This window comes from Microbacterium sp. BDGP8, assembly GCF_029991045.1.
GTDB classification, from domain to species: Bacteria; Actinomycetota; Actinomycetes; order Actinomycetales; family Microbacteriaceae; genus Microbacterium; species Microbacterium plantarum.
The window spans coordinates 1895769-1918500 of the sequence record NZ_CP120712.1 but is presented as its reverse complement, the minus strand read 5'-3'; the positions used below and the strand labels follow the sequence as shown (position 1 = coordinate 1918500).

Annotated in this window: 25 protein-coding genes, 1 tRNA gene and 1 pseudogene; 17 read left to right on the top strand and 10 right to left on the bottom strand. The window is 69.9% G+C overall.

What is annotated here, in order from left to right; genetic code table 11:
* The first annotated feature begins 115 nt into the window (after positions 1–115).
* The 10 genes and pseudogenes from P6897_RS09295 (at position 116) to P6897_RS09250 (ending at position 9107) form a co-directional block, all read left to right on the top strand.
* Positions 116–775 (top strand): MazG family protein, encoded by a 660-nt coding sequence (locus tag P6897_RS09295; protein WP_274177993.1) that lies wholly within the window; start codon positions 116–118, stop codon positions 773–775.
* Positions 776–806: 31 nt separating this feature from the next.
* A complete protein-coding gene (hisS, locus tag P6897_RS09290; protein WP_282502580.1) occupies positions 807–2063 on the top strand; it encodes a histidine--tRNA ligase in 1257 nt (418 codons plus the stop codon).
* Positions 2064–2139: 76 nt separating this feature from the next.
* A pseudogene (locus tag P6897_RS09285) lies at positions 2140–2835 on the top strand (SGNH/GDSL hydrolase family protein); the annotation flags it as partial.
* A 144-nt stretch (positions 2836–2979) separates the two neighbouring features.
* Complete coding sequence (locus tag P6897_RS09280) at positions 2980–3657, top strand: O-methyltransferase (RefSeq protein WP_274178047.1); 678 nt, start codon at positions 2980–2982, stop codon at positions 3655–3657.
* A gap of 98 nt (positions 3658–3755) precedes the next feature.
* Entirely contained in the window at positions 3756–5036 is a 1281-nt protein-coding gene (eno, locus tag P6897_RS09275; protein WP_274177992.1) for a phosphopyruvate hydratase, read from the top strand.
* A gap of 31 nt (positions 5037–5067) precedes the next feature.
* Complete coding sequence (locus tag P6897_RS09270) at positions 5068–5538, top strand: septum formation initiator family protein (RefSeq protein ID WP_240309863.1); 471 nt, start codon at positions 5068–5070, stop codon at positions 5536–5538.
* A 104-nt stretch (positions 5539–5642) separates the two neighbouring features.
* Complete coding sequence (locus P6897_RS09265; RefSeq protein ID WP_274178046.1) at positions 5643–6113, top strand: DUF501 domain-containing protein; 471 nt, start codon at positions 5643–5645, stop codon at positions 6111–6113.
* Positions 6110–7375: a S8 family serine peptidase gene (locus P6897_RS09260; protein WP_274177991.1), complete on the top strand. Its 1266-nt coding sequence runs from the start codon at positions 6110–6112 to the stop codon at positions 7373–7375. Before P6897_RS09265 ends, P6897_RS09260 begins: the two co-directional genes overlap by 4 nt.
* 43 nt (positions 7376–7418) lie before the next feature.
* Complete coding sequence (locus tag P6897_RS09255) at positions 7419–8855, top strand: FAD-dependent oxidoreductase (RefSeq protein WP_274178045.1); 1437 nt, start codon at positions 7419–7421, stop codon at positions 8853–8855.
* 179 nt (positions 8856–9034) lie between these two features.
* A tRNA-Leu gene (locus tag P6897_RS09250) sits at positions 9035–9107 on the top strand.
* On the opposite strand, the gene P6897_RS09245 is transcribed toward P6897_RS09250, so the two are convergent.
* Positions 9067–9975 carry an EamA family transporter gene (locus tag P6897_RS09245; RefSeq protein WP_274178044.1) on the bottom strand — a complete coding sequence of 303 codons (909 nt, stop codon included), beginning with the start codon at positions 9973–9975 and terminating at the stop codon, positions 9067–9069. The genes P6897_RS09250 and P6897_RS09245 overlap by 41 nt on opposite strands.
* 42 nt (positions 9976–10017) lie before the next feature.
* Here P6897_RS09245 and P6897_RS09240 point away from each other — a divergent pair, with 42 nt between their 5' ends.
* The 4 genes from P6897_RS09240 (at position 10018) to ilvA (ending at position 13611) form a co-directional block, all read left to right on the top strand.
* The gene (locus P6897_RS09240) at positions 10018–10497 is read left to right on the top strand and encodes a MarR family transcriptional regulator (protein WP_274177990.1); all 480 of its coding nucleotides are present in this window, start codon (positions 10018–10020) and stop codon (positions 10495–10497) included.
* A gap of 78 nt (positions 10498–10575) precedes the next feature.
* Positions 10576–11142: a LemA family protein gene (locus P6897_RS09235; protein ID WP_282501036.1), complete on the top strand. Its 567-nt coding sequence runs from the start codon at positions 10576–10578 to the stop codon at positions 11140–11142.
* A 64-nt stretch (positions 11143–11206) separates the two neighbouring features.
* Entirely contained in the window at positions 11207–12388 is a 1182-nt protein-coding gene (locus tag P6897_RS09230) for an AI-2E family transporter (RefSeq protein ID WP_112618019.1), read from the top strand.
* Positions 12385–13611, top strand: coding sequence for a threonine ammonia-lyase (gene ilvA / locus P6897_RS09225; RefSeq protein ID WP_282501035.1), 1227 nt, complete (start codon positions 12385–12387; stop codon positions 13609–13611). Before P6897_RS09230 ends, ilvA begins: the two co-directional genes overlap by 4 nt.
* Before the next feature lie 25 nt (positions 13612–13636).
* Here ilvA and greA read toward each other — a convergent pair whose 3' ends face one another.
* Both greA and P6897_RS09215 read right to left on the bottom strand, forming a co-directional pair.
* Positions 13637–14128: a transcription elongation factor GreA gene (gene greA / locus P6897_RS09220; RefSeq protein ID WP_112618021.1), complete on the bottom strand. Its 492-nt coding sequence runs from the start codon at positions 14126–14128 to the stop codon at positions 13637–13639.
* Positions 14129–14212: 84 nt separating this feature from the next.
* Positions 14213–14608, bottom strand: a complete 396-nt coding sequence (locus P6897_RS09215) for a DUF4307 domain-containing protein (protein ID WP_112618022.1) — start codon at positions 14606–14608, stop codon at positions 14213–14215.
* Positions 14609–14688: 80 nt separating this feature from the next.
* Between P6897_RS09215 and P6897_RS09210 the strand changes: the two genes are divergently transcribed.
* On the top strand, positions 14689–14934 hold the full coding sequence (locus P6897_RS09210) for a hypothetical protein (RefSeq protein ID WP_112618023.1): 246 nt from the start codon (positions 14689–14691) through the stop codon (positions 14932–14934).
* Positions 14935–14968: 34 nt separating this feature from the next.
* Here the strand turns inward: P6897_RS09210 and P6897_RS09205 are convergent, their stop codons facing one another.
* A complete protein-coding gene (locus tag P6897_RS09205; protein WP_274178043.1) occupies positions 14969–15661 on the bottom strand; it encodes a hemolysin III family protein in 693 nt (230 codons plus the stop codon).
* A 96-nt stretch (positions 15662–15757) separates the two neighbouring features.
* Here P6897_RS09205 and P6897_RS09200 point away from each other — a divergent pair, with 96 nt between their 5' ends.
* Both P6897_RS09200 and P6897_RS09195 read left to right on the top strand, forming a co-directional pair.
* A complete protein-coding gene (locus P6897_RS09200; RefSeq protein ID WP_112618024.1) occupies positions 15758–16534 on the top strand; it encodes an isoprenyl transferase in 777 nt (258 codons plus the stop codon).
* 228 nt (positions 16535–16762) lie between these two features.
* Positions 16763–18082 carry a PhoH family protein gene (locus tag P6897_RS09195; protein WP_112618051.1) on the top strand — a complete coding sequence of 440 codons (1320 nt, stop codon included), beginning with the start codon at positions 16763–16765 and terminating at the stop codon, positions 18080–18082.
* Between the two features lie 39 nt (positions 18083–18121).
* Here the strand turns inward: P6897_RS09195 and P6897_RS09190 are convergent, their stop codons facing one another.
* From P6897_RS09190 to P6897_RS09165, 6 genes are read right to left on the bottom strand one after another with little or no spacing between them, the layout of a single operon-like run.
* The gene (locus P6897_RS09190; RefSeq protein WP_282501034.1) at positions 18122–18775 is read right to left on the bottom strand and encodes a response regulator transcription factor; all 654 of its coding nucleotides are present in this window, start codon (positions 18773–18775) and stop codon (positions 18122–18124) included.
* Positions 18772–19746, bottom strand: a complete 975-nt coding sequence (locus P6897_RS09185; protein WP_181574278.1) for a HAMP domain-containing sensor histidine kinase — start codon at positions 19744–19746, stop codon at positions 18772–18774. The genes P6897_RS09190 and P6897_RS09185 overlap by 4 nt, the downstream gene beginning before the upstream one ends.
* Before the next feature lie 10 nt (positions 19747–19756).
* Positions 19757–21151 carry a class II fumarate hydratase gene (locus P6897_RS09180; protein WP_274177986.1) on the bottom strand — a complete coding sequence of 465 codons (1395 nt, stop codon included), beginning with the start codon at positions 21149–21151 and terminating at the stop codon, positions 19757–19759.
* A 29-nt stretch (positions 21152–21180) separates the two neighbouring features.
* Entirely contained in the window at positions 21181–21858 is a 678-nt protein-coding gene (locus P6897_RS09175; RefSeq protein ID WP_274177985.1) for a carbonic anhydrase, read from the bottom strand.
* The gene (locus tag P6897_RS09170) at positions 21855–22496 is read right to left on the bottom strand and encodes a DUF4245 family protein (RefSeq protein ID WP_282501033.1); all 642 of its coding nucleotides are present in this window, start codon (positions 22494–22496) and stop codon (positions 21855–21857) included. The genes P6897_RS09175 and P6897_RS09170 overlap by 4 nt, the downstream gene beginning before the upstream one ends.
* Positions 22496–22729: an exodeoxyribonuclease VII small subunit gene (locus P6897_RS09165; RefSeq protein WP_023950420.1), complete on the bottom strand. Its 234-nt coding sequence runs from the start codon at positions 22727–22729 to the stop codon at positions 22496–22498. Before P6897_RS09165 ends, P6897_RS09170 begins: the two co-directional genes overlap by 1 nt.
* Positions 22730–22732: the final 3 nt, after the last annotated feature.

Genomic DNA, 22732 nt, shown 5'->3' with positions numbered 1-22732 from the left:
CTCCAAAGTACTGGCACGCGCGACCGCGCTTTGACACGGGCGTCACACACGCGCCGTCGGCTGCCGCTGTGTTACGGCGGGGCTAGCCTGGGACCGTCCCGTACGAAGGAGCCCGATGTCCGATCCGCTGCGTGACGCCGCCGAGACGATGCGCGCCGTGCGCGACCGATGCGTGTGGACGGCGCAGATCTCCCATCGCGATCTCGTCCCGTACCTCATCGAGGAGTCGGCGGAGGTGGTGGATGCCGTCGAGGCGGGCACGGTGGACGACCTCCGGGAGGAGCTCGGAGACCTGCTGTGGCAGGTGCTCTTCCACGCTGAGATCGCGTCGCGTGCGGCATCCGATCCGTTCGACATCGACGACGTCGCCCGGGGTCTGACTGAGAAGATGGTGCGGCGGCATCCCCACGTTTTCGGCGACGCGACGGCCGAGACTCCCGAGCAGGTGCTCGTGCTCTGGAACGCCGCGAAGTCGGCCGAGAAGCGCGCGCGCACGAGTGTGCTCGACGGAGTGTCCGCCCACATGCCGACGCTCGCCCTGGCCCAGAAGATGCTCGCCAAGTCGGAGTCCGTCCTGTCTGCCGCACCGGCGCCACCCGCGGAACCGCCCGCCGACGAAGCCGGGCTCGGTGACGCGCTGCTCGCGCTCGTCGCTCACGGCCGCGCCCAGGGCTGGGATGCCGAGCGCGCCCTGCGCGAACGACTGCGCACCCTGGGCGCCGACATCCGCGAGGCCGAGGGCACCAGTGGCGCCGCCGCCGACCTGGAAGGATAGGACGGTGCCCACCGTGAACCCGCCGCGCGGCATGCGCGACTTCCTTCCCGCCGACAAAGCCCGCCGCGAGCGCGTTCTCGCCGTCGTCCGCGAGCGCTACCGAGCGCACGGCTTCGACGAGATCGAGACACCCGTCATGGAGGAGTACGGACGTCTGCACGCCGGAATCGGCGGCGACAACGAGAAGCTCGCGTACAACGTGCTCGCGCGCGGACTCGACGCCGACGGCATCCGCGCCGCGGCGGACGACCCTGCCGCGCTCACCGATCTGGGGCTGCGCTACGACCTGACGGTGCCGCTCGCCCGCTTCTACGCCTCGCACCGTGCCGAGCTGCCCACGGTGTTCCGCGCGATCCAGATCGCGCCGGTGTGGCGCGCCGAGCGGCCGCAGAAGGGTCGCTACCGGCAGTTCGTGCAGTGCGACATCGACATCATCGGCGACGCGACCTCGCGAGCGGAGACCGAGCTGATGACGGCGAGCCTCGACGCTCTCGACGCGCTCGGTCTGACCGGTGCGTCGGTGCGCATCAACGACCGGCGCGTGCTCGATGCGATGCTCGCGACGTTCGGGTTCGCCGAGTCCGAGCGCCCGGGAGTGCTCATCACGATCGACAAGCTCGACAAGCTCGGGACGGACGGCGTCGTAGCCGAACTGCGCGAGCGTGGTGCCACCCCGGCCGCCGCGGACGCGTTCGAGGCGTTCCTTCGCCGCCCGCAGTCGGATGCCGCGGCCTTCGACGCCGACGGCATCCGCTCGCGACTTCCCGAGGGCGTGGGCGACGACGTGATCTCGCACCTCGTCGGCATCGGCGAGGCCGTGCGGTCGGCGCGGGGCGGGTCGACCGAGGTGCCGCTCGTCTTCGACCCGTTCCTCGTGCGGGGCATGGGCTATTACACCGGCACGATCTTCGAGCTGGCGCACCCCTCGGTGTCGTACTCGCTCGGCGGGGGCGGCCGCTACGACGGCATGATCGGCCGGTTCCTCGGCTCGGACGTGCCGGCCGTGGGCTTCTCGCTGGGGTTCGAAAGGCTCGTCGACCTGCTGGGCTCGTCGGCGGGCGATGACCGCACCGGCGTCGTGCTCGTCCACGATCGTGACGTGCCGCTGCCCGAACTCCTCGCCGCGAAGGCACACCTTCTGGCGACCGGTTCGCGGGTGCGGCTCGAGCAGCGCCCGAAGAACCTCAAGGCGCTGCTCGAGCGCGCCGCTGCCGACGGCTACGCCGCCTTCGTCACGCTGCGTGCGGGGGAGGACGTCGGATCGGTCGAGCCACGCCCGATCGGCTGAGGGACTCCCGACGTCGTTCGCGCGAGCGTCGGATAGTCTTCCGCGCCCGTTCACTCGACGGTGTTGTGCTGGCGTCATGACCACACCTGTCGTGCGCATCGCCGCGGCCGTCGGCGGCGCCGTTCTCTCGGCTGGAGCCGTCGCGCTGGCCTCGGGCGTCGTGCTGGCACGGCAGGCCGCGCTCGCGCGAGAGCGAATCGGCAAGCCCCTGGGTGAGCTCGCCCTCGACGCCGACCGGCTGTGGCGCCGCTCCTATGCGGGCGAGCCGGTGCGTCTGGTCATGCTCGGCGACTCGCTCGCCGCGGGCCTCGGGGCCGAGCGTCGGAAAGACACTCTCGGCGGACGGCTCGCGCGCGGACTGGCGAAGCGTGCGCGCCGCCCCGTGCGGCTCCGGACCGGCGCCGTCGTGGGCGCGGAGTCATCGACGCTGCCGGACCAGATCGCAGCCCTCGGCGGCGATGCCGCGGCCGATGTCGCGGTGATCGTGGTCGGCGGAAACGACGTTACGCACCGCATCCCCGCCGCTGACGCGGCTCGCAGCCTCGCCGACGCCGTCGAGACGTTGCTTGCTCGGGGGTGTGCGGTCGTGGTGGGCACCTGTCCGGACCTCGGGGCCCTCCGACCGGTCCCGCAGCCGCTGCGGAGCTTCGCATCGCGGGCGTCGCGGGCGCTCGCGCAGGCTCAGGAGACCGGCGCGCGGGCAGCCGGCGCGCGGGTCGTCTCACTCCGCCGCGCTGTGGGACCGGTGTTCGTCGACAATCCGGACGAGATGTTCTCCCTCGACCGATTCCACCCGAGCGCACTCGGGTACCGGCGCACCGCTGACGCGCTGCTCCCGGCGGTCGCCGCCGCCCTCGACGAGGTGATGGCGGAGCGGATGCTGGCGCGGGCGGACGCCGTGCGGTTGGCTGAGAGCATGACGACCGACCCCACTCCCGACAGCTGGCGGCGTACCGACGCGTACCTGACGGCGACTCTCGTGACGCCCGATCCGGATCTGGATGCCGCCCTCACCGATCAACGCGAGGCCGGGCTTCCCGCCATCGAGGTCTCACCGCTCAGTGCCAAGCTCCTGCAGCTGCTCATCCGGATCGGTGGCGTTCGCCGGGTCCTCGAGATCGGCACGCTCGGCGGCTTCTCGACGATCGCGATGGCGCGCGTCCTGCCGGCGGACGGACGGCTGCTGACCATCGAGGCCGAGCCCCGGAACGCGGAGGTCGCCCGAGCGAGCATCGCGCGCGCCGGCGTCGACGACCGCGTCGAGGTGCGCGTCGGACGCGGCGCGGACGTGCTCCCCGACGTCGACGAGGAGTTCGATCTGGTCTTCATCGACGCCGACAAGGAATCCAACACGATCTACCTCGATCACGCCGCGCGGCTGACCCGGCCGGGCGCGATCGTCGTCGTCGACAACGTCGTGCGTGCGGGCCGCGTCAGCGACCCGGCGACGGAGGACGAGCAGGTGGCCGGCACCCGCCGAGGACTCGAGATGCTCGCCCGTGATCCGCGCTTCGAGGCGACCGCGCTGCAGACGCTCGATCTCAAGGGCTGGGACGGGATCGCGGTCGCGCTGCGGGTCGACCCCGCGTCATAGTCCCGGCAGACCCGGTGGCGGCGGCTCCGGTCATCACTAGACTCAGAGTGGACCGACGACGCTCCACGACTCACCCTCCACAAGCAAGGAGTACCCCTGTGGCACTGATCGAGGCTGTAGGCGCACGCGAGATTCTGGATTCGCGTGGCAACCCGACCGTCGAAGTGGAGGTGCTCCTCGACGACGGCATCGTCCAGCGCGCGGCCGTCCCCTCCGGCGCATCCACCGGCGCGTTCGAGGCGTACGAGCTCCGCGACGGCGACAAGAGCCGCTACGGCGGCAAGGGCGTGCTCAAGGCCGTCACCGCCGTCATCGACGAGCTCGGCCCCGCCATCGAGGGCGTCGACGCGAGCGAGCAGCGCATCATCGACGAGATCCTCATCGAGACCGACGGCACCGAGAACAAGTCGCGCACGGGCGCGAACGCCATCCTCGGCGTCTCGCTCGCCGTGGCCAAGGCGGCCGCCGATTCGGCCGACCTGCCGCTGTTCCGCTACCTCGGTGGCCCGAACGCGCACGTCCTACCCGTGCCGCTGTTCAACGTCATCAACGGCGGCGAGCACGCCGACAACGGCATCGACATGCAGGAGTTCTTCCTCGCGCCGATCGGCGCCGAGACCTTCAGCGAGTCGCTGCGCTGGGGTACCGAGGTCTACCACGTCCTCAAGGGCGAGCTGAAGGCCGCCGGCTACGCCACCGGTCTCGGCGACGAGGGCGGCTTCGCGCCCGACCTGCCCAGCAACCGCGAGGGCCTCGAGTTCCTCGTCAAGGCGATCGAGAAGGCCGGTTTCAAGCCCGGCTCCGAGATCGCCCTCGGCCTCGATGTCGCGGCGACCGAGTTCTTCAACGACGGCGTCTACCGCCTCGACAACAAGGACTGGAACGCCGAGCAGCTGACGGACTACTACGTGCAGCTCGTCAACGACTTCCCGATCGTCACGATCGAGGACGCCCTCGCCGAGGACGACTGGGACAACTGGACCGCCCTCACCGAGAAGCTCGGCGACAAGGTGCAGCTGGTCGGCGACGACCTCTTCGTCACCAACCCGGCGCGCCTGGCCGACGGCATCCGCCGCCAGGCCGCCAACTCGCTGCTGGTGAAGGTCAACCAGATCGGCACGCTGTCCGAGACGCTCGACGCGATCGCGGTCGCTCACCGTGCGGGCTACACGACGATGCTCTCGCACCGTTCGGGTGAGACCGAGGACACGACCATCGCCGACCTGTCGGTGGCGGTCAACGCCGGTCAGATCAAGAGCGGCGCGCCCGCGCGATCGGAGCGTGTGGCGAAGTACAATCAGCTTCTGCGCATCGAGGAGGAGCTGGGTGACGCCGCGGAGTTCATCGGCCGCGCTGCGTTCCCGCGATTCCAGGGCTGATCTGCGCTGAAACGTGACGAGAGGGGGAGCCGTGGTCAAGACGACGGCTCCCTCTCCTCGTTCCCGGCGGCGGGTGGACGTCCGCGAGTGGATGGGCGGCATCCGCGTGTCGGGCTTCGCCTTCATCATGCTCGGGCTCGTCGTGCTGGCCGCGTGCGTGCTCGTCCCCTCGGTCAGCACCTACCTCGATCAGCGCGCTCAGATCGCAGCGCTGGAGGAATCGGTCCGTGTCAGCCAGGAAGAGGTCGACGCCCTCTCCGCGGAGCGCGAGCAGTGGCGTGATCCGGCCTTCATCATGACGCAGGCGCGCGAGCGCCTGTACTACGTCCGTCCCGGCGAGGTCGTCTACCTCATCGACGACGATCTGCCGGCATCCGCCCTGCCCGATGATCCGGCCGCAGTCTCGAGCGACGTCGAACGCACCCGCACCGACTGGATGTCGCAGTTCGTGCGCTCGGTCGTGACCAGCGGATCCGCTCGAACGGCAGCCACCGGCCCCTGAGCACCGCTGCCGTGCCGCCCCAGGAGTCGGCCAGCGGCGGACGGTAGCCTGTCAGAGTGACTGCTCCTGCTCTGACGCCCGCGACCGACGCCGACCTCGAGGTCATGCGCGAGCAGCTGGGACGCCCGATGCGCGGCGTGGTGGGGATCGCGGCGCGTTGCGTGTGCGGCAACCCGACGGTCGTGTCGACCGAGCCGCGGCTGCCCGACGGCACGCCGTTCCCGACGTTCTACTACCTGACCCACCCCGGTGCCACCGCCGCGATGTCGGCCCTCGAGGCGACCCACGTCATGCGCGAGCTCTCCGACCTGCTGGCCGACGACTCCGACATCGCCGCGGCCTATCGGAGCGCCCATGAGAAGTACCTCGCCGACCGCGCCGCGTACGGTGAGGTCGAAGAGATCGCGGGGATCTCCGCCGGGGGCATGCCGACGCGCGTCAAGTGCCTGCACGCCGTCGCGGCCCACGCCCTCGCGGCGGGGCCGGGGGTCAACCCCATCGGCGACCTCGCGCTGGAGCGATCCACCTGGTCGCCCGAGCGGTGCACGTGCGCGAACCCCCGGGTGGCCGCGTGACGCGGCGCGTCGGGCGGCTTCTGCGCGCGGCCGTCGTCGGCGTGCTCGTCGTCACCACGACGACGGCCGGTGCGGTGGTGCCTCCGACAGACCCCGCGCGTCAGGCGGAGTACTGGCTCGACGACTACGGCATCCGCACGGCGTGGCAGACCACGCGCGGTGCAGGTACGACGATCGCGGTCATCGACACCGGCATCGGACGCGGACCGGCCGAGTTCGAGGGGGCGGTCACCGCCGGAGCGGACTTCTCGGGCTCGGGCAGCGCCGACGGCCGCACTCCTGTGGGAGGCGACGACCGCGACCACGGCAGCTGGGTCGCCTCGCTCGCGGCATCCCGCGGCACCGGCCCGGACACCGGGATGATCGGCGTGGCTCCCGAGGCGAAGCTGCTGTCGCTCTCGATCGGCTTCGGCGGCAGCTCCGACATCCCGTTCGCCACGCAGGTCGCCGATGCCATGACGTGGGCCGTCGATCACGGGGCCGACATCATCAACCTGTCGTTCACGACGAACCTGCTCGAATGGGATCCGTCGTGGGACACGGCCTTCCAGTACGCGTACGACCACGACGTCGTGGTCGTCGTCGCCGCCGGCAACCGGGGGACCGGAACCGACCGCGTCGGGGCGCCGGCGACGATTCCGGGTGTGCTCACGGTGGGTGGCGTCGACCGAGGCGGGGTCGCGAGCCAGGAGGCGTCGACGCAGGGCATCACGATCGGCATCTCCGCGCCGAGTGAGGGACTGCTCGGGGTTTCCGCCGACGGACGCATCGTCGTATGGGACGGCACGAGTGGCGCAGCCCCCATCGTCGCGGGCGTCGCGGCCCTGGTGCGCTCGGCGCACCCCGGGCTCGACGCGAACAACGTCATCAACCGCATCATCAAGACCGCGCGCGCGGTGCCCGGCGTCTCGGCGAAGCCCGACCCGCTCTACGGCTACGGACTGTTGGATGCCGCTGCCGCGGTGAACACCGCCGTTCCGGCGGTTTCGGAGAACCCGATGGGTGATCTCGCCGAGTGGGTGCGCATCTACCGTCGGGCAGAGCAAGCGCCGGCGCCGCAACCCTCGACATCGCCGGTCGCGCTTCCGGAGCTCCCGGCCGCGGATCCGCCGTCCGAGGCTGGTTCGCCGCTGCTGCCGAGCCTGAACACGCTCCTGTACGGGACCGTCCCGCTCGTGGGTGTGACCATCGCCGCTATACTGGTGGCGCTCGGCGTCACTGCTGCTGTCCGGCGCATCCGATCGGCCCGCGCGTCGCGCTAGCCGAGCCCCCGATCAAGGAGTTCTTCCGAACGTGTCCACATCTGTGCCCCAGATCCTCGTCGTCGGTGGCGGCTACGCCGGCTTCTACACTGCGTGGAAGCTCGAGAAGCACCTCCGCAAGGGTGAGGCCGAGGTCACCATCGTCGACCCGCTGCCGTACATGACCTACCAGCCGTTCCTCCCCGAGGTCGCGGCCGGTGAGATCGAAGGCCGCCACGTCGTCGTCGGCCTCCGTCGTCATCTCAAGCGCACGAACGTCGTCAACGCGAAGGTCACCAAGATCGACCACGCGAACAAGGTCGCCACGATCACCCCCGCTCAGGGCGAGCCGTGGGAGCACCGTTACGACCAGATCGTCGTGACCGCGGGTGCTGTCTCGCGCACGTTCCCGATCCCGGGCATTGCGGACAACGCGATCGGCCTGAAGACGGTCGAAGAGGCCATGGCCATCCGCGACCGCATCCTCACGAACTTCGACCGCGCGGCGAACCTGCCGGCCGGTCCCGAGCGCGACCGCCTGCTGACCGTCGTCGTGGTCGGCGGCGGCTTCGCGGGCATCGAGGTGTTCGCCGAGCTGCGCGCGATGGCGTCGTCGCTCCTCAAGAGCTACCCCCAGCTCCGTTTCGAGGACACGCACTTCCACCTCATCGAGGCGATGGGCCGCATCATGCCCGAGGTCTCCCTCGAGACCAGCCAGTGGGTCCTCAAGGACCTCGCGAAGAAGGGTGCCAACGTGCACCTCGACACGCAGGTGCAGGGCGCCGAGGGCGGCAACGTCGCGCTGTCGACGGGTGAGGTCATTCCCACCGACGTCATCATCTGGACCGCCGGCGTCATGGCGAACCCGACGGTCGTCCGCGGCAGCGACCTGCCCGTCGAGGAGCGCGGTCGCATCCGTACGCGCGCTGACCTGCGCGTCGGGACGCCCGAGGAGATCGTCGAGGGCGCCTGGGCTGCCGGTGACATCTCGGCCGTTCCCGACCTCACCGGCGGCGGCGTGGGCGGGTACTGCGTGCCCAACGCGCAGCACGCCGTACGCCAGGCCAAGCTGCTCGCGAAGAACCTCGTCGCGGTTCTCCGCGGTGAGACGCCTCGCGAGTACTTCCACAAGAACCTCGGCGCAGTCGCCGGTCTCGGCCTCGGCAACGGTGTCTTCCAGTCCGGCAAGATCGCGATCAAGGGCTTCTTCGCCTGGGTCGCGCACCGCGGCTACCACGGCCTCGCGATGCCGTCTTGGGAGCGCAAGTGGCGCGTCGTCGGCGACTGGTGGATGAACTTCTGGCTCGGCCGCGACAACGTCGCGCTCCAGGGCACGCTCGCCCCGCGCGCCGCGTTCGAGGAGTTCGCCGCGCGTCCGCGTCCCACTCAGCCGGCCGCGGAGAACCCGCAGCCGCCGATCGACCCGAAGAGCGTCGCGAAGGACGAGGGCGCCGCAGCGGTCGCTCCCGCCGAGAAGGACAACAAGGTCGACGCGAACTGATTTCGCCCGTCACGACGAGGCCCCCGCACCGCACGGTGACGGGGGCCTCGTCGTTTCTGCGCAGTGCGCTCAGTTGGCAGGTTGCGCCGCTTCGTGGGGTGCGAGTGGGCGTGTGCTGCCAGATGAAGGGTCACCCCTGGGCCTGAGCGGCCACCCGGGGGCCGGTAACGTGGGACCGGGCCCCCGTAGCCCAATGGCAGAGGCAGGCGACTTAAAATCGCTTCAGTGTGGGTTCGAGTCCCACCGGGGGTACGTCGGGGATCTTCGGGCCGCGCTGTGCGACGGCGGCGGTCACCGACGCGAGCACCGTGACGAGGCCGGCGGTTTGGAGGGCGCTCAGCGTCTCGCCGGCGACGAGCAGCCCGAGCAGGACCGCCACGACGGGGCTCAACAGCCCCAGGAACGCCGGAAGGCGCGTCGGCAGCGCCCGCACGCCGCGGAACCACAGCAGGTAGGCGAGCGCCGTGCCGATGAGCGTGAGGTACGCGTAGGCCCCGAGTTCGGGCGCGGTGGGAAGCGCGTCCGGCAGCGGCTCGAGGAACGCCGTGAGCACCGCGAGCAGGATCCCGCCCGTGACGAGCTGCCACGCTGTGATCGTGAGCGGCGGCTGCCCCGCGCCCCAGCGCTTCGTCAGGACTGTGCCGACGGCCATCGAGACTGCGCCGCCGAGCGCCGCGGCGATACCGATCGGGTCGAGGTCGGCGCCTCCGGGCGCGACGATCATCCCGACGCCGATGACACCGGCGACTCCGGCGATCGACGTCAGCACGGTCAGCCGCTCGGAGAGGATCCACCAGCCGAGCATTGCGACGATGAGCGGCTGGATCCCGCCGACGACGGCTGCCACGCCGCCGGGTAGCCGGTCGGCGGCGACGAAGAGGCACCCGAAGAAGACCGTGAAGTTGAGGGCGCCGAGGATCCAGGCGCGCCACCACCACGACCCGGTGGGCAGACGTCGGGCCACGAGAAGCAGGATCAGCCCGGCCGGCAGCGCGCGCACGGTCGCGATGAGCAGCGGATGCCCCGGCGGAAGGAACGTCGTCGTGGTCAGGTACGTGGTTCCCCAGACCAGGGGCGCGATGGCGGTCAGGGGAACGAATGCGGTCCGATTGCTAAGCACTTAGTGACTATAGCTCAGTGCTTAGCCAGTAGGATCGAGGACATGGACCGCGTCGACCGGATTCTGGAACAGTGGGCGCGTGAGAGGCCCGGCCTCGACGTGACCCCGATGGCGGTCATCGGGCGGCTCGGGCGGGCGGCGGCCGCCGTCGATGCGCGCCTCGCGGCCACATTCGTGCGTCACGGTATCGACGCGGCGACCTTCGATGTGCTTGCGACGCTCACCCGGCAGGGGAAGCCCTATGAGCTGACGCCCGCTGAGCTCGCGGCGGATGCCATGATCACCTCGAGCGCCGTCGCCCAGCGGCTGAACCGGCTCGAGGGCCTGGGCTACGTCAGCCGCCATCCTGACCCCGCGGACGGACGGGGGAAGATCGTGCGCCTGACCCCGAAGGGGCTCCGGGTGGTCGACCGCGTCCTCCCGGACCATCTGGAGAGCGAGCGTGCGGTGCTCGCGCCGCTCACCGAGAGCGAACGGTCTCAACTCGCCGTGCTCCTGTCCCGGCTCGCCCCGGGTGGGTAAGACCTGCGAGTTCGCGTGCGTGGCCGGTTCGGCCGGATACGCCCTGGTTAGACTGGTCGCGGAGAAGGGGGACATGCAATGGAGTGGCTGATCCCGGTCATCGTCATCGTCGCACTGCTTGCCGTGATCGGCATCTACCTGTGGGCGACCTACAACTCGCTCGTGGCGTTGAACGTCCGCGTCGACGAGGCCTGGAGCGACATCACCGTGCAACTGAAGCGGCGCGCGGACCTTCTCCCGAACCTCATCGACACGGTGCGCGGCTATGCCGCACACGAGAAGGCGGTCTTCGAGAACGTCACCCGTGCTCGTGCCGAGATCCTTTCTGCGAACGGGCCGGCCGAGGCGGGAGTAGCCGAGGGGCACGTCCAGCAGGCGCTGAAGTCGCTGTTCGCGGTCGCCGAGGCGTATCCACAGCTCCAGGCGAGCCAGAACTTCCTGCAGCTGCAGCAGGCGATCGTCGACACCGAGGACAAGATCCAGGCGTCGCGTCGCTTCTACAACGGCGGCGTGCGAGAAATGAACACGAAGATCAAGGTGTTCCCCAACAACCTCTTCGCGCGCAGCCTCGGGTTCTCCGAACGAGAGTTCTTCGAGGTTCAGAACGGCGCGGCGATCGCGGAGCCGCCGCGCGTGCAGTTCTGAGCGGACGCTCTGAGACCGCCCCCGACGGTCGGACGCGCCCGCGGCGCAGTCTTAGACTGGCCGGATGAGCGACGACAAGGTCGGGCGGTCCTTCTTCGACGCCCTGCGCACCCGAACCGTTGCCACCGAGACGTCGACGGGAATTCCCCGGGGCCTGCGTTTGGCCACGGCGTACTCCTGGCGGCTGCTCGTGGTCGCTGCCGCCGCGGGCGTGGCCATCTGGATCATCATCCAGCTCAAGCTGCTCGTCATCCCGCTGCTCATCGCGATCCTGATCGCGGCGCTGCTCTGGCCGGGTCTGCTCTGGATGCTGGAGCACCGTGTGCCGCGCTGGGCGGCGATCGTGGTGAGCGTGCTCGCGACCATCGCCGTCATCTCGGGCCTCCTCTGGCTCGCGATCTGGCAGATCAGCCGGCAGTGGTCTTCGGTTCAGGCGAGAACGGTCGAAGCCGTCGGCCAACTTCGTCAGTACCTCATCGACGGTCCGCTCCATCTCACTTCGACGGAGATCGACGGTCTGCTCCAGCAGGGCTGGGGCTTCCTCGAACAGCAGGCGTCACTCCTGTGGTCGGGCGCGCTCGCCATCGGCTCCACCGTGGGGCACGTCGCGACCGGAGCGCTGCTCGTGCTCTTCATCCTGCTGTGCATCCTCGCCGACGGCGGGCGCATCTGGCGTTGGGTCGTCCGGCTCTTTCCCCGTCAGGCTCGTCCGGCGGTCGACGGCGCCGGCCGGACGGGGTGGCGCACCGTCGTGACCTACGCGCGCACCCAGCTGCTCGTCGCGACGATCGACGCAACCGGTATCGGTCTGGGCGCCCTCTTCCTCGGCGTGCCGCTCGCGGCCCCGATCGCTGTGCTCGTGTTCCTCGGTGCCTTCATCCCCTTCGTGGGGGCCGTGGTCACGGGCGCCCTCGCCGTCTTCCTCGCGCTCGTCTACAACGGCCCCTGGATCGCGCTGTGGATGCTCGTCATCGTGCTCGGCGTGCAGCAGCTCGAGGGGCACATCCTGCAGCCGCTCCTCATGGGCTCGGCGGTGAAGGTCCACCCGCTCGCCGTCGTCATCGTCGTCGCCGGCGGTGCGATGATCGCCGGCATTCCCGGGGCCCTGTTCGCGGTTCCGCTGGCCGCATTCGTCAACGTCGTCGTGCTCTACGTGTCGCGACGTTCGTGGGAGACCGGGGTCGCCCCGCGGCCCGATGAGATGATCTGGAGCACCGTGCCCCGAGACCGGAGGAAGAACGCATGACCGGACCCACTCCGGCCGACCTCGACGCCGCAGCGGCCGTGCTCGACGGCGTCGTCACCCGCACGCCGATGGAGTACTCCGAGCACCTCTCGGATCTCCTGGGCGTGCCCGTGCACCTGAAGCTCGAAAACCTGCAGCGCACCGGCTCGTTCAAGATCCGCGGAGCGACCTACCGCCTCTCCCGCCTCACCGAGGAAGAACGCGCGCGCGGCGTCGTCGCGGCGTCGGCCGGCAACCACGCCCAGGGCGTCGCGCTCGCAGCGCAGAAGCTCGGTATCCGGGCGACGATCTTCATGCCGCTCGGCGTCCCCGTCCCCAAGCTCCTCGCCACCCGCGGTTACGGCGCCGATGTCGTGCTCGAGGGCGCGACGGTCGAGACGCCCCTGCGCCTGGCCGCCGAATTCGCCGAGCGCACCGGTGCCGTGCTGATCCATCCGTTCGACCACCCCGACGTCATCACGGGCCAGGGGACTCTCGGACTCGAGCTCGTCGACCAGGTGCCCGACATCGAAACACTCCTGATCCCGATCGGGGGAGGCGGTCTCATCGCCGGCGTCGCCGCCGCAGTGAAGGGCCGCGCCGCCGCCGAGGGGCGCCGCGTGCGCGTGATCGGGGTGCAGGCGGAGAACGCGGCTGCGTATCCATCGTCGCTGGCTGCAGGGATGCCGCTCGCGGTCGAGACGACCCCGACGATCGCCGACGGCATCGCGGTCGCCCGCCCCGGCGACGAGACGTTCGCGGTCATCCGCGAGCTCGTCGACGAGGTCGTCACGGTCTCGGACGACGACATCGCCCGTGCGCTTCTGGTGCTGCTCGAGCGCGCGAAGCAGGTCGTCGAGCCCGCCGGCGCAGTGGGTGTCGCAGCCATCCTCGCGGGCAAGGTGACGGCGTCCGGTCCGACGGTCGCGGTGCTCTCGGGCGGCAACATCGACCCTCTGCTGCTGCAGCGCGTCGTCGCCCACGGCCTCGCGGCATCCGGTCGGTACATGACGCTGCAGATCCCGCTTCCCGATCGGCCCGGCCAGCTGGCTCGCGTCTCGGAGCTCCTGTCGGTCGCGGGCGCGAACGTCATCGAGGTGCTGCACACCCGCCACGGGCAGGGGCTGCAGATCAGCGAGGTGATCCTCCAGCTGAGCGTCGAGACGCGGGGTGAGGAGCACCGCGCTCAGGTCATCGCGATCCTCGAGGATGCCGGCTTCGCGCCGACGGTCGTCGCCGATTGACGGACGCCGGCGCGAAGCTCGCGGGTCACTGGCCCGAGTAGGTCTCGACCTTGACGATCTCGACGGAGATGTCGCGCCCGTTCGGCGCGGTGTACGAGGTCTTGTCGCCCTCCTTGAGGCCGAGGATGGCCTCGCCGAGCGGTGACGCCTCGCTGTAGACATCGAGCTCTGAGCCGGCCGCGATCTCGCGGCTGCCGAGGAGGAAGACCTCCTCGCCGCCGGCGACGAGCGCGGTGACGACGGTGCCCGAGAGCACGGTGCCGTCGGATTCGGGAGCCTCTCCGACGGTCGCGTCCTTGAGCAGCTGCTGCAGCGTGCGGATGCGCGCCTCCTGCTTGCCCTGCTCGTCCTTCGCGGCATGGTAGCCGCCGTTCTCCTTCAGGTCGCCCTCCTCGCGCGCGGCCTCGATGCGCTTGGCGATCTCCTCGCGGCCCGTCGTCGAGAGGTGTTCGAGCTCCGCGACGAGACGGTCGTAGGCGTCCTGCGTGAGGAAGGTGACGGGAGCGTCGTTCGACATGTGATCTCCTTGGACTGGCGCGGCGCACAGCCGCCTATGGCGAACGCCCCGGCATCCGACCGGGGCGCACAAGAAATGCCTAGACTACGGGATCCAGCAAGAGGTCACCAAACCATTGGTCGCCAGCGCCACGGTCGGGATGGTCTCGGTGAACGCTCGTGAGACACCGTCAGCGGCCGGATACTCGACGACCCGCCACCCGACGACGCCGTGCTCGGTGTCCTGGGCCTCGAGGGCGCACGCGAGCGGCTTGTCTCGCGCGCCGCTGACCTGGAACGAGACGACCACCGAGTGCTCGTCGATCACCTGGAATCCGGTCGCGTCGGTGTCGACGGAGTCGATGGCGCCGGTCACGGTCGTCCAGGCGACGAGTCCGAGAACGCTTGCCCCCACCACCGCAGCGGCACCGATCAGAATCCGCCGGGACCGCTTCTCACGCGTCCGACCGTAGCGCTGGTCGAGCTTGAGCTGCGTGGTCATGATGACGGTCTCCGGGGTGGTTCTGACGGGATTAGGCTGGTGGTTCCAGGCTAAGCGCTTCTCGCGCAGATCGAGGAACCATGAACTCCCTCCTGTGGCTCACGTCGGCGGCGACACCGCTCCCCGAGATCACGGTCGACCCCACGTCGGTCACGCCCGGCCCGTGGGGCTTCGGAGCGATCGTGATCCTGACGATCGCCGTCGTGCTCCTCCTGCTCGACATGCTGCGACGGGTACGTCGGGGCCGATACCGTGCCGAGGTGCGCGAGCAGCTCGACGAAGAGGATGCCGCAGCTCGCGGCGAACGGGACGCCGACACGCGCTGACCTACGGGGCCGTCGGCCTCGTCCCTCCGCGACCTCAGCCCGCGTGATACGCGGGCTCGAGCGCGATGAGGAGGCACGCCGTCCAGTGGCAGAGGAATGCCAGGACCGTGCAGACGTGGAAGATCTCGTGGAAGCCGAAGTGGCCCGGCCACGGGTTCGGCTTCTTCAGCGCGTAGACCACCGCGCCGCCGCTGTAGAGCAGGCCGCCGATGATCACCAGGATCATCATGGCGGCGTTGGCCTGGAACAGCGGAACGATGTACATCACCGCGGCCCAGCCCAGCGCGAGATAGAGCGCGACATAGAGCCAGCGCGGTGCGTGTATCCAGAACACGCGGAAGAAGATGCCCGCGATCGCTCCGCCCCACACCAGCGACAGCAGCAGCACCGTCTGCTCGGTGGGAAGGGCCAGCACCGCCAGCGGCGTGTACGTTCCGGCGATCAGGAGAAGGATGTTCGCGTGGTCGATCCGCTTGAGGATCGCCTTGGTGCGCGGCTTCCAGTCGAACCGGTGGTAGAGCGCGGAGTTGCCGAACAGTAGCAGCGAGGTGGTCATGAACACGGCGCTCGCCCACTTGGCCGGCGCGCCCTGTGCGAGCACGATCAGAACGATGCCTGCGGCGATCGCGACGGGGAAGGTCGCCGCGTGGATCCAGCCCCGCCACGACGGGCGCAGCTCGACCTGAGCGCTGACGGCAGCGGCGTCCAATAGGGGAAGCTGGGGCATCTCGACGCCCTCATCGGGTGCGGGTCGGGTCACAACACGAGCGTACGCTCTGGCATATGCCAGCGTTCACATGAGGGCGAGGAGTAACGTAGGGGAGTGGCTGCGAACCGCGGACGAGGACCCCTCTATCGCCTGTATGCGTCCCGGCTGCGCCGGCACCTGACGCCGGAGACCGTTCCGCATCACGTCGCGATGATGATCGACGGCAACCGTCGGTGGGCGCGCCAGGCGGGTTACCCCACGCCCGCCGAGGGCCACCGCGCCGGAGCCGCGAAGATGCACGAGTTCCTGCGCTGGTGCGACGAGCTCGGCATCCGCGTCGTCTCGCTCTATCTGCTCTCGCACGACAACCTCGCCAAGCGCGACTCGCGCGAACTCGCCGACCTGCTCGAGATCATCGCCGAGCTGGCCGAGACGCTCTCGAGCGAGCCGGGGTGGCGCGTGCAGCACGTGGGCCGCGCGGGCCAGCTGCCCGAGGATCTCGCCCGCGTGCTCGCCAAGGCGGAGGACCGCACGCGCGAGAACACCGGTCTGCACGTCAACCTCGCCGTGGGTTACGGCGGGCGGGGCGAGATCGTGGATGCGGTGCGGAGCATCATCACGAGCCACCACGAGCGCGGCGGATCTATGGAGGAGCTCGCGGAGAGTCTGACGCCCGAGCAGATCGGCGAGCACCTCTACACCGGTGGCCAGGCCGACCCCGATCTCGTCATCCGCACCTCCGGCGAGCAGCGCCTCAGCGACTTCCTGCTCTGGCAGTCGGCGCACAGCGAGTTCTACTTCGTCGAGGCGCTCGGACCCGACCTGCGTGAAGTGGACTTCCTGCGCGCGATTCGCGACTTCGCGACGCGCGACCGCCGCTTCGGCGGCTGACGCGCCAAGCACGGCACGCAGAGTTCACGTTGGCGAAACCTCCGCGGGCGTGTCGCGCTGGCGGGCTGCCGGTCGCCCGCCGTACTGTCATCGCAACGGGCACGGCGCCCGTTCGAGTCGGCCTTCTCACGACTCGTGACCCCTGGTCGACTCGTGTGAATCGGGTGAGACACCCGAGGCGGGGAGTGGGTTGTGGCCGCACGAGCAACAGAGCAGCAGCGTCGCGTCATCCACGGCGGAGGTGACGAGCTCGACCAGGAGCTGCGCACCTACGTGCTGGACACGTCGGTCCTGCTGAGTGATCCGCGAGCATTGTTCCGCTTCGCCGAGCATTCGGTCGTCGTCCCCGTCGTGGTTGTCACCGAGCTCGAGGGCAAGCGGCACGATCCCGAGATCGGCTATTTCGCCCGCCAGGCGCTGCGCCACCTCGACGACCTGCGGGTCGAGCACGGCCGGCTCGACTTCCCCGTTCCCGTCGGCGAGGGCGGCACCCTGCGGGTGGAGCTGACGAACACCGACCCCTCGGTGCTCCCCGCCGGGATGCGGCTGGGTGACAACGACACGCGCATCCTCGCCGTCGCGATGCACCTCGCTCAGGAGGGGCAGCCGGTCACGGTCGTCTCGAAAGACCTGCCGATGCGGGTCAAGGCGGCTTCGCTGGGCATCAGCGCGGAGGAGTACCTCGCCGAGCAGGCCGTGGACTCCGGATGGACCGGCATCGCGAACATCGACCTCTCCGGCGACGAGATGAGTGATCTCTACGAGAGCGAGGTCGCCACGAGCGACGAGGTGCGCGGCGTCCCGGTCAACACCGGGCTCGTCATCCACTCCGAGCGGGGGTCTGCCCTCGGGCGCGTGACGGGCCCGGGCTCGTTCCGCCTCGTGCGGGGCGATCGTGACGTCTTTGGACTGCACGGACGCTCGGCGGAGCAGCGGATCGCGATCGATCTCCTGCTCGACCCGGATGTCGGCATCGTCTCGCTCGGCGGTCGCGCGGGCACGGGCAAGTCAGCGCTCGCGCTGTGCGCTGCCCTCGAGTCGGTGCTCGAACGGCAGCAGCAGCGCAAGATCATCGTCTTCCGTCCGCTTTTCGCCGTCGGCGGTCAGGAGCTCGGCTACCTTCCCGGCGACGCCCAGGAGAAGATGAACCCCTGGGGTCAGGCCATCTTCGACACCCTGGGGTCGGTCGTCTCGGGCAACGTGGTCGAGGAGATCATCGCGCGCGGGCTGCTCGAGGTGCTGCCGCTGACGCACATCCGCGGTCGCTCGCTGCACGATGCCTTCGTCATCGTCGACGAGGCTCAGTCGCTCGAGCGCAATGTGCTGCTGACGGTCCTCAGTCGCATCGGTCAGAACTCCCGCGTCGTCCTCACCCACGACGTCGGCCAGCGCGACAACCTGCGCGTCGGACGGCACGACGGCATCGCCTCCGTGATCGAGACGCTCAAGGGCCACGACCTCTTCGGCCACGTGACGCTCACGCGCTCGGAGCGGTCGGCGATCGCGGCGCTCGTGACGGATCTGCTCGAGGCGGGCGAACTCAGCTGATCCCGGATGAGGTCGGCCTCGGGAACAACGGGGCCGACCTCAATCCCAGCGGTACCCCTCGCCGCGTACCGTGACGATGCGCGAGGCGCCGACCTTGCCCCGCAGGTAGCGCACGTAGACGTCGACGACGTTCGACCCCGGGTCGAAGTCGAGCTCCCAGACGCGGCTCAGCAGTGTCTCGCGGCTGAGCACCTCGCCGGCATGGCGGAGGAACTGCTCAGCGAGCGCGAACTCTCGTGCGGAGAGGTCGATGTCGCGACCGTCGACGGTCGCGCGTCGGGTCAGCATGTCGAGGCTGACGCCGTCGCGGGTGATCACGGTCGTCGGGCCCGCGCTCTCGCGCAGCCGCGAGCGTACCCGCGCGAGGAGTTCGGCGACGACGAACGGCTTGGACACGTAGTCGCTCGCCCCCGCATCCAACCCTTCGACGGTGTCGTTCGTTCCGCTCCGAGCGGTGAGCATGATGACGGGCACGGCCGATCCGAACGCGCGGAGGCGGCGCAGCACCTCGAACCCATCGATTCCCGGAAGCCCGACGTCGAGGATGACGAGGTCGACCTCCTCGCCCTCGAGCATCTCGAGCGCCGTCTCACCGTCCTCGGCGACGAGCGGCTCCATGTCGGCGGTGCGTACCGCACGCTCCAGGAGGCCGATGATGTGGGGCTCGTCGTCGACGAGCAGGATGCGGGTCATCCGATCTCCTTGCGCTGGAGGACGACCTCGTCGGCCCGCACCGGCGCAGGGAGGCGCCGGGCCGAGCGGAGCGGGATCGTGATGGTGAAGGTAGCGCCGCCGCCCGCGGTCTCCGTGACCGTGCAGGAACCGCCGTGGCCCTTGGCGATCGCATCGACGATGGCGAGGCCGAGACCCGAGCCGCCGACCGACCGCCGGCGACCGCCGCGATCGAATCTGCGGAAGATGCGATGCCGGGCCGCGGGCGGGATGCCGGGGCCGTGGTCGCGCACCCAGAGGTGGAAGGCGCCCGCGTAAATGCCGCTGCCGAGCTCGATCGCGGTTCCCACCGGGGTGTGCTTGGCGGCGTTGTCGGCCAGCTGCAGCCATGCCTGGAGCAGGCGGTCGGCGTCGCCGTGGATGATCCCGCGCTGCGTCGATTCGACGGCCCAATCGTGCCCGGGGATGACGGTGACGAGGTCGACCACGCGCTGGGTCAGGCTCTCGATGTCGACCTCGTCGAGGGCGAACCGCTCGCCCTCGACCGAGGCCAAGAGATCGATGTCACCGATGAGGCGGGTCATGCGATCGAGTTCGCCGATCGAGATCTCGCGGACGGCGTCGACATCCGCCGGGTCATCGGCATCGACGAGTTCGAGGTGCCCCCTCACGATGGCGATCGGTGTCTTGAGCTCGTGACGCACGTCGTCGAGCAGACGTCGTTGGGCCTCGACCGCCGCGTCGAAGGCGTCCTGAGCCGCCGCCTCGCGCGGCGGGGTGGCCAGGAGCGGCCAGCCGACGAGCCATACCGTCACAAGAGTGCCGGCGCCGGCGACGGCGAAGACCAGAACAGCCGCCCAGGGGAGCTCGACTCCGAGCAGCAGGAACACCAGCAGCGAGCCGATCGCGGCGACGACGAAGCCGGCGCACACGATCGCGAGGACGATCCCCAGGATGCGTGCGCGCCGGGCTTCCGACCGCGACGGGTTCACCCTCCGATTATCAACCAGGGTGCGTCATCGAGAGCAGATCGAGCTTCTCGTCGAGCTGCGCCTCGGTCAGCTCGCCCCGCTCGACGTATCCGAGGTCGATCACGGCCTCGCGGACCGTGATGCCCTTGGCGACGGAGTGCTTGGCGATCTTCGCGGCGGCCTCGTACCCGATGAGCTTGTTCAGCGGGGTGACGATCGACGGCGACATGCCTGCGAACGCGGCGGCGCGTTCGACGTTGGCCTGCAGACCGGCCACCGTTTTGTCGGCGAGCACGCGCACGGCGTTCGAGAGCAGGCGGATCGACTCGAGCAGCGCCGTGCCCATCACCGGGATGGCGACGTTCAACTCGAACGAGCCGGATGCCCCGGCCCACGCGACCGTCGCGTCGTTGCCGATGACCCGGGCCGACACCATCAGCACGGCTTCGGGAACGACCGGGTTGACCTTGCCGGGCATGATGGACGAGCCGGGCTGGAGGTCGGGGATGTGGAGCTCACCGAGACCGGTGTTCGGGCCCGAGCCCATCCAGCGGATGTCGTTGTTGATCTTCGTCAGCGATACCGCGATCGTGCGCAGGGCGCCGGATGCCTCGACGAGGCCGTCTCGGTTGGCCTGCGCCTCGAAGTGGTCCTTCGCCTCGGTGATCGGAAGCTCGGTCTCGGCCGCGAGCAGCTCGATGACCTTCTGCGGGAAGCCGAGGGGCGTGTTGATGCCCGTCCCGACGGCGGTGCCGCCGAGGGGGACCTCGCCGACGCGGGGCAGCACGGCCTGGACGCGCTCGATGCCGAGGCGCATCTGGCGTGCGTAGCCGCCGAACTCCTGACCGAGGGTCACGGGCGTGGCATCCATGAGGTGCGTACGACCTGACTTCACGACGTCCTTCCACTCCTCGGCCTTCGTCTCGAAGGCGACCGCCAGGTGGTCGAGGGAGGGGATGAGGTCGTCGATGAGCGCCTGGGTCACGGCGATGTGCACCGACGTCGGGAAGACGTCGTTCGACGACTGCGACGCGTTGACGTGGTCGTTCGGGTGCACCGTGCTGCCGAGCGCGCGGGTCGCGAGGGTGGCCAGCACCTCGTTCATGTTCATGTTCGACGACGTGCCGGAACCGGTCTGGTACGTGTCGACGGGGAAGTGCGCGTCGTAGCGCCCGGTGACGACCTCGTCGGCTGCTCCGGCGATCGCATCGGCGATGGCGGGGTCGAGCGTGCCGAGCTCCTTGTTGGCGAGCGCGGCGGCCTTCTTGATCCGCGCGAGTGCGGCGATCTGGCTCGACTCGAGCCCCGAGCCCGAGATCGGGAAGTTCTCGACCGCGCGCTGGGTCTGCGCGGCGTAGAGGGCGTCTTTCGGGACGCGGACCTCTCCCATGGTGTCGTGCTCGATGCGGTACTCGATGTCGGTCACGTCGTTGTTCCTCTCTCGGTGGGATGTCGTCAGGATGCGGCGTCGTCGTGGACGTCGCCGAGGATGATGGAAGCCTCAGCGGCGCCTTCGCCGAGGCGGTAGTTCGCTCCGATGATGGCCAGTCGGCCCTCGGCGACGGCGGTGCTGATGAGCTCGGACGCGTGGAGCAGCTGACCGACCGTGTCGCGCAGGTGCTCCCGGCCCACGACCTCGGCGTCCACGTTCTCGGCGGTGACGCCGGCGTCGGCTCCTGCCCGCAGGACGCGGCGCACGGCGGGCACGATGGGGGAGATCTGACGCCAGATGAGCGGCGGCAGCGGGGGAGCGTCGATGCCTGTGCTGTCGATCGCGGCACGCACGGCGCCGCAGGCGTCGTGGGCGAGGACGACGATCAGCGGCACGTTCAGCACGGCGACGGCGTACTCGAGGCTGCCGACGACCGAGTCGGAGATGACCTGACCGGCGTTTCGGATCACGAAGAGGTCGCCGAGGCCCTCGTCGAAGATGATCTCAGCCGCGAGGCGCGAGTCGGAGCAGCCGAAGAGCGCGGCGCGCGGAGTCTGCGAGCCGGCGATCTCGTGGCGGCGCTCGACGTCCTGCCGGGGGTGGCGCGGGGCGCCTTCGACGAATCGGATGTTTCCCGCGCGCATCTCGTCCCAGGCTTCCTGGGGCGTAGGGGATGCCGGAGCGGCCGCGGTCGACGTCATGGTGTCTCCTCCTGCAGTTCGACGATCTGGGTCGCGAGGCCGCGCGCAGCGGTGCGCACGGTCTCGGCGTCGATGGCCCCGCCGCCGTAGACGAGGATGGTGTCGGCTCCCGCCTGGGTCGTCAGGGCAAACGAGATGTTCCCGGCGCGCGCGGGATCGGGGATCTCGAAGACTTCCCACGACACGCCGTCGATGGTCTCGGTCGACGTCGTGCGCGAGCCGCTGACCTGCCGCGACGCCCAGCCGGCGTCGGCGTCGAACGCCTGCTGCACGTTGACGTATCCGCTGGCGGGCGCGTAGACGATCTCCCAGGTCTGGACGTCGTCGCCGGCGAGCTCCGCCTTGTTCACGCGCCACGCTTCCGGCACCTCGGGGGCCACGAGCTGGCGACCGATGCCGGAGCCGACATCCGTCGCGACCGCGGCGACGTCGATGCCGGGCTGTTCGGGGACCGAGCCGCGCGGCACGGCGAACACGATGACCGCGACGACGGCCACCGTGACGATGAGGGCGGCGAGCAGGTTCCGCACGTTCTGGCTCGAGCGGTAGACCTGCGACGACGCCGCCTTGCGGGCGGCGGTCTCGTCGGGCGTCTCGGGGCGGCCGAGCTCCGCGACGACGCGGGGCCCCTTGGCCATCACGCGTCGTCCGCGCGCGTGGCGCGCGCTTCGTCGAGCCGGCGCTTGGCGCCGAGCAGCCATTCCTCGCATCGTGCGGCGAGCTGCTCGCCGCGCGTCCACAGGGCGAGCGACTGCTCGAGAGTCGGCGCACCTTGTTCGAGCTCGGCCACGACGCGCACGAGCTCGTCGCGCGCCTGTTCGAAGCTGAGGGTCTCGACGTCGGCGGAGAGCCCTTCGGCCGGCGGAGTCATGTC

What these genes read in the sequence shown, in the direction of transcription:
- P6897_RS09240 (WP_274177990.1), top strand. Translation starts at nt 10,018, where the DNA reads ATGGACCGCGTCGACCGGATTCTGGAACAGTGGGCGCGTGAGAGGCCC.
- P6897_RS09190 (WP_282501034.1), bottom strand. Translation starts at nt 18,775, where the DNA reads ATGACCCGCATCCTGCTCGTCGACGACGAGCCCCACATCATCGGCCTC.
- P6897_RS09210 (WP_112618023.1), top strand. Translation starts at nt 14,689, where the DNA reads ATGAACTCCCTCCTGTGGCTCACGTCGGCGGCGACACCGCTCCCCGAG.
- P6897_RS09165 (WP_023950420.1), bottom strand. Translation starts at nt 22,729, where the DNA reads ATGACTCCGCCGGCCGAAGGGCTCTCCGCCGACGTCGAGACCCTCAGC.
- P6897_RS09295 (WP_274177993.1), top strand. Translation starts at nt 116, where the DNA reads ATGTCCGATCCGCTGCGTGACGCCGCCGAGACGATGCGCGCCGTGCGC.
- hisS (WP_282502580.1), top strand. Translation starts at nt 807, where the DNA reads ATGCGCGACTTCCTTCCCGCCGACAAAGCCCGCCGCGAGCGCGTTCTC.
- P6897_RS09175 (WP_274177985.1), bottom strand. Translation starts at nt 21,858, where the DNA reads ATGACGTCGACCGCGGCCGCTCCGGCATCCCCTACGCCCCAGGAAGCC.
- P6897_RS09265 (WP_274178046.1), top strand. Translation starts at nt 5,643, where the DNA reads ATGCGCGAGCAGCTGGGACGCCCGATGCGCGGCGTGGTGGGGATCGCG.
- P6897_RS09205 (WP_274178043.1), bottom strand. Translation starts at nt 15,661, where the DNA reads ATGCCCCAGCTTCCCCTATTGGACGCCGCTGCCGTCAGCGCTCAGGTC.
- P6897_RS09170 (WP_282501033.1), bottom strand. Translation starts at nt 22,496, where the DNA reads ATGGCCAAGGGGCCCCGCGTCGTCGCGGAGCTCGGCCGCCCCGAGACG.
- P6897_RS09235 (WP_282501036.1), top strand. Translation starts at nt 10,576, where the DNA reads ATGGAGTGGCTGATCCCGGTCATCGTCATCGTCGCACTGCTTGCCGTG.
- ilvA (WP_282501035.1), top strand. Translation starts at nt 12,385, where the DNA reads ATGACCGGACCCACTCCGGCCGACCTCGACGCCGCAGCGGCCGTGCTC.
- P6897_RS09230 (WP_112618019.1), top strand. Translation starts at nt 11,207, where the DNA reads ATGAGCGACGACAAGGTCGGGCGGTCCTTCTTCGACGCCCTGCGCACC.
- greA (WP_112618021.1), bottom strand. Translation starts at nt 14,128, where the DNA reads ATGTCGAACGACGCTCCCGTCACCTTCCTCACGCAGGACGCCTACGAC.
- P6897_RS09215 (WP_112618022.1), bottom strand. Translation starts at nt 14,608, where the DNA reads ATGACCACGCAGCTCAAGCTCGACCAGCGCTACGGTCGGACGCGTGAG.
- P6897_RS09280 (WP_274178047.1), top strand. Translation starts at nt 2,980, where the DNA reads ATGACGACCGACCCCACTCCCGACAGCTGGCGGCGTACCGACGCGTAC.